Genomic DNA, 5,172 nt, shown 5'->3' with positions numbered 1-5,172 from the left:
ATTAATCTCTAGAGATAGTATTTATGATACAGAAATTATTTGTCAGGTAACAAAGGCAAATCAAGCTATTTCTAAAACAAATCTTCAACGCATTACCAAACAATCAATTACCAGCACTTCTTTATCTACAGATAAAGGAAATATTGATGTCAAATCGGGGATGAATATTGAAGAAGCGGTAGAGGCGCAGAAGACAATATATAAAGGTAGTGTAGTAGTGCATACCGCAGTTGCTTTTCTCGTCCACCGCCCAACCCCACGGGAATTAGACGAAGCTTGCCGATATCTTGCCAGCTATTTCTTGCGTCCGGCGGTAGTTGACCGAGAAATAGAATACGCTTGGAAGACATGGTTGCAGTGTTGTCCATTTGTTTGGGAGCCGTTGTTAACCAAGCCTTTTAACCGCCGACTGCCATATTTTAGTTCGGAAGCACCAGGGCTGATGCCATTGATCAGGACTGCCACAGGCGATCGCAGTGGCTTTGAGTTAATCGCAGAAGAAGGGGGCACACCAGTACATTTAGACTTGTACCAAAACCACAAGAATTTGGCAGTTTTCGGCGCAACTCGTTCAGGTAAATCTGTATTGGTGGCAGGTATTCTTACCCCGGCACTAGCACAAGATATTCCAGTAGTGGCGCTAGACTATCCCAAGCCAGACGGGACATCCACTTTCACTGACTACACCAATCTGCTGGGTGAAGATGGGGCATACTTTGACATCTCCAAAGAATCAAACAATCTTTTTGAACTTCCTGATTTGCGCTCTCTGGATGCAGAACTGAGAAATGAGCGATTGAACGATTTTAAGGAATTTTTGAAATCAGTGCTGATGACAATGGTGATGGGGACGAGCATGATTGGTGTCAGCCCAACGATTACCACCAATATTGAGTCAATCATTGCTTTAGCTTTAAAAACATTTTTTAATGATGATGAAATTAAATCACGCTACAAGTCAGCAATACATTTTGGATTTGGGACTCAATATTGGAGCGAAACTCCGACGCTGAAAGATTTTTATAATTTTTGTTCTCCAGCTTTCATACAATTAGATTCTATTGCTAGTAAGAGTCAAGAGATTTCTGAAGCCTTAGAGCAAATCAGGCTGAGAATAAATTATTGGTTGAGTACCAGAGTCGGGCAATCCATCTCACGCCCATCCAGTTTTAGAACTAATGCCAAATTGCTAGTATTCGCTTTACGTAATTTATCGAGTGAAGCTGATGCTGCCATATTGTTTCGGATCTTCAAAGTGAAGTTGGTGAAATTCAAACCTGGGCTAGGGATGAGATTAACAGTGCTTGGGCAGACATCAAAGAAAACGCTAATGCGGCAATTGATAGTTCTATCGGACAATTGGGTGCGCCTGACCCGATTGCTTCGGCTGATCAATTGAAGGATTCACTTAAGGATGATTATTCTTATCCTGTCGCCCAAGAAAAAGCACAGAAGCTCTCACGTGACCTAGCTTTGGCTTCTGTCGCTAGCGTGGTCAGCGAAAAAGGACAGCAGCAAACTCAAGAAAAAATTGATACTACTGCACAAATCGCCCAGCAAGCAAAAGATATTTCTGATGAAGCTCAGAATATGGACGCTTCTCAGAACATCCTCAAAGCGATCGCTGCTCAGAACGGCTTAATTGTGTCGATGTTAGCAGAACAACGTACTGATTCGCTGTTAGCCCGACAGGACAATGCTTACTCTAACCTGATGCTGACGCAAGTGGCAGATCATCTTGACTCCCAACGGAAAAAGGAGAACTCCGAAGAAGATGGCAGATTATCTCTATTACATGAAGTCGTACTTAATGCACGGCTAGATCCTACTTCTGCTGACTGATGTAGCGTTCAAATATCTTTCAAAATTACTGTATTGAGCAAGGATTCAAATCATGTTTTTACTAGCGCAATTAGATGGTGGCGATTTAGCTGATTTAGCAAGAGAAAATGCAGCTTCAGTAGCACAAGGATTTGATGAGCTTTGGAACGAAACTATTACAGGTGGTGTTTATTCAGCAATTTGTACAGTCGGACCTTTATTCGCTATAGCAACACTAACTTTCTTCGTCGTTGAATGGACAAAAAAAATGATGGCGGGGGAAGAACAAAGAGCTTATACTGATTTTATTTGGCCGTTAATAGTTGTCTATCTCCTAAGTAATAGCGGAGATGCTTTAGGAAAATCAACTTTGGGGATTAGAAACTATATTAATAATGTAAATAATATAGTTCTTAGCAAGGCTGCTGCGGGAATTGACCTCAAGCAAGCGTATGAAAGTGCATTGGGAACTGAAGCAGCACGTAGCGCTATTGGTCTTGCTGTAAATAAATGTAGAAATTCATCTTTAAGTCAACAAGAAGAAATCAACTGTTTGAATCAAGCTAAAGAAGATTTAACCAAAAAATATCCAGATAAGTTTAACAAAAATAATGGAGTTTTTTCTTGGTTTGTAGATGCAATTGATGGCGCTATCGATGCTTTTAATGATGTGAAAGATGGTCAAGCAAATGGAATTGATTTAATTTTATCTCCTATTAATGCTTTTGTTGGGTCTGCTGTTACTGACATAGTTACGATAATTTTAGTCGGAATGAATGGGGCTTACCAATGGGGAATTGAACTGACTATGCTCGTAACAGCACTGCTGGGGCCTATAGCTGTTGGTGGCTCTCTGCTACCTTACGGAGCTAAATCAATCTACAGTTGGTTAGTCGGATATTTCAGTATAGGTTTTGGCAAACTTTGCTTCAATATCATTGTTGGTTTCGCCGGGCAATTAGTCGCTGATTCTAAATCTTATCAGCCAATGTTTTTCCTATTTACAATTGGTATAATTGCGCCATTCTTAGCTACAGGTTTAGCGGCTGGTGGTGGCGTTTCTGTTTTACTTCAAATTAATAAAGCTACTGAAACTTACAGTGGCATTGCCATTGAGGTTGCTAAAGGTGTTGCTACTAAAGGTGGTAGTTTAGTCGGAAAATTAGCTAAATAAAACGTAAGAATTCAGCACTCAGGATTCAGAAGCCAGAATTTAAAAGCAATGAGCGGATAACTCTTCTATTGATTGAAAAGGATTCACTCTTCTTCTCCAACATTCTGACTCCTGGATTCTGACAATAAAATCTATGCTAAATCATCAAAATAAACCTCAACCAAAAGAACCATTACAATTACTTAGTTACAACAAATATGCAACAACAAGAGTTGGAATAATTTCTCTGGCTGGGTTTTCAATGGCTGCACTTTCTCTGCTATTACAGTTCCTAAATTATGGAGCAATTAGTGTTTTAAATAAAAAACAATTGGCATTAGTACAACTTTCATCAGGAGAGACAATTACCGCTAGAGCAGTAGACCCAAAAGAACGGTCTGATGAAGTAATTAAAAAATTTGTATCTGATACGTTTATTACTACGTTTAATTGGGATGGATTAGTAAAAATATTTAATGAGAAAGGAGAACCTATCACTAAGCAAGATACTGGGGTAGAAGTAGGTAGACTTAATAAAAAATCTAATAGTAAGGTTACGACTAGAGCCTATGATGCTGCATTTGCTTTAAGTGAAAATGAAGGATTTCGCCCCGCCTTTCTCAAGAAATTAGCATCAATCACTCCGACGGGTGTATTCAATGGTGATACTCAAGTATCTTTAATCCCCAGATTCATATCTCAACCACGCCAAATTAAAGCAGGGAAATGGGAAATAGATTTTATTGGGACGCTGGTAACTTTTGAGCGTGAGAATAACTTAGGTAAAGGAATTGCTTTCAACAAAACCGTTACAGTTTCTTCAATTTCTAATCCAGAATATATCCCAGCTAATACCACTGATTTAGCCAAGAAGATTTATGCAGCCCGTCGCGCCGGATTAGAAATTACCGAAATTGTAGATTTAAACTTCGGGAGAAGGAAATGAGTGAAGAGAATAATAAAAATGGATCTGTATCGACTTTAGAGGATTTGCTTAAAATAGATGATGTTAATAAAACTAATGGTAATAAAGCACCAGAACCAGAAAGTTTATTAGTACCAACTAAGCACACATTTGTTACTTCTCCTTGGTCAAGACTAGCAATAATTGCTGTCCCTTTTGGAGTTGGATTTTTAGCGATATTTTTGATGCTCAATGGTGTTTTCAATCCCGCACCATCACCAAAGATTGGTCTGAAAACGCAGGAAATACCGACCACTGAACAAGCCCAAGAAAGTGATGATGGAGACGGTGATGCGCGTGCAAAACTCGCTCTGTCGGATCAAGAAGATGAGTTAGGTCGCATTAACAAAAATAGAAAAGACCAACCAGCGCCAGTACCAGTTTCAGTAGACCAAAAGGTTGTGCCATCTAACCCACCATCTCCACGACCTGCGCCACGGAGTGTTCAAAATACACAATCACGTCGCGTAACTCAGACTACTCCACAAGCGATTAGAACCTACACTCCGCCACCAACACGCACGAGTTTTTCTCCAAGATCCTCTATATCTGCACGGACAGTAACGCCCCTAGATCCCCTTGAGCAATTGAACAAACTCCGTGGCATCGGTTCTTACGGCAAAATCGCATACGCCGAAACTAGCACCAGCAAACAATCTTTATTAGATCCGGCTCAAACTCAAGCAGTTCAAAATCAACCGAATGAACAAACAGATACAAATAATTTTGACCAAACCACGCCGCAAAACTCAAGCGACTCGATTGAAAAGATCCGCCCCAGGTGGCAAGCAACTTCTAAAGTTAACAAGATTACTTTAGCTAACAATTATTTACCTCAAGAAAGCCAAATTCTCCAAGGCAAACAAACTCGCTACCTTACCGTTGGCACTTTTGCTAGTGGTGTCCTTGTTACATCTTTAATTCAAGCCACAGTTAATAATTCAGGGCAGACACAGACACAAAGTATCGGCTCAAAATTTCGGGGTAGAGATTTATTCAGGTAGCCACGACCAACCAAATGGGTTAGAAGAAGACTTCTCTCGAATAATGTTACCCAAACAGGGAATATCACCGAGTTGCAAAATCCGGTCATGCATATACTCAAAAAAGCTAATACCTAACTTACGAGTAGTGGCAACCAGGGACATGAAAATATCCCATGCTTTGGTACCAAGTTCTGTTTGGGTGGCATAACTAATCTTGCGTCGCTGTACCATAGTTCTAGCAGCCAACT

At 40.2% G+C, this 5,172-nt stretch carries 4 protein-coding genes and 2 pseudogenes; 5 read left to right on the top strand and 1 reads right to left on the bottom strand.

Annotation, left to right across the window (positions count from 1 at the left end):
- From H6G97_RS44995 to H6G97_RS44975, 5 genes and pseudogenes are all read left to right on the top strand, one after another.
- A pseudogene (locus H6G97_RS44995) lies at positions 1-1,399 on the top strand (hypothetical protein); the annotation flags it as partial.
- Positions 1,396-1,842 carry a hypothetical protein gene (locus H6G97_RS44990; protein WP_242056049.1) on the top strand — a complete coding sequence of 149 codons (447 nt, stop codon included), beginning with the start codon at positions 1,396-1,398 and terminating at the stop codon, positions 1,840-1,842. The pseudogene H6G97_RS44995 and the gene H6G97_RS44990, both read left to right, overlap by 4 nt.
- A gap of 52 nt (positions 1,843-1,894) precedes the next feature.
- Positions 1,895-2,995, top strand: coding sequence for a hypothetical protein (locus H6G97_RS44985; RefSeq protein ID WP_190946936.1), 1,101 nt, complete (start codon positions 1,895-1,897; stop codon positions 2,993-2,995).
- A 133-nt stretch (positions 2,996-3,128) separates the two neighbouring features.
- The gene (locus tag H6G97_RS44980; RefSeq protein WP_190946935.1) at positions 3,129-3,920 is read left to right on the top strand and encodes a hypothetical protein; all 792 of its coding nucleotides are present in this window, start codon (positions 3,129-3,131) and stop codon (positions 3,918-3,920) included.
- Positions 3,917-4,942 (top strand): hypothetical protein, encoded by a 1,026-nt coding sequence (locus H6G97_RS44975; RefSeq protein ID WP_242056048.1) that lies wholly within the window; start codon positions 3,917-3,919, stop codon positions 4,940-4,942. The genes H6G97_RS44980 and H6G97_RS44975 overlap by 4 nt, the downstream gene beginning before the upstream one ends.
- Here the strand turns inward: H6G97_RS44975 and H6G97_RS44970 are convergent.
- Positions 4,931-5,172, bottom strand: a pseudogene (locus tag H6G97_RS44970) (hypothetical protein); the annotation flags it as partial. The gene H6G97_RS44975 and the pseudogene H6G97_RS44970 sit on opposite strands and share 12 nt — an antisense overlap.

The sequence above is a fragment of the Nostoc flagelliforme FACHB-838 genome, assembly GCF_014698065.1.
Classification (GTDB): domain Bacteria; phylum Cyanobacteriota; class Cyanobacteriia; order Cyanobacteriales; family Nostocaceae; genus Nostoc; species Nostoc flagelliforme_B.
This window is presented reverse-complemented; position numbering and strand designations above follow the sequence as displayed.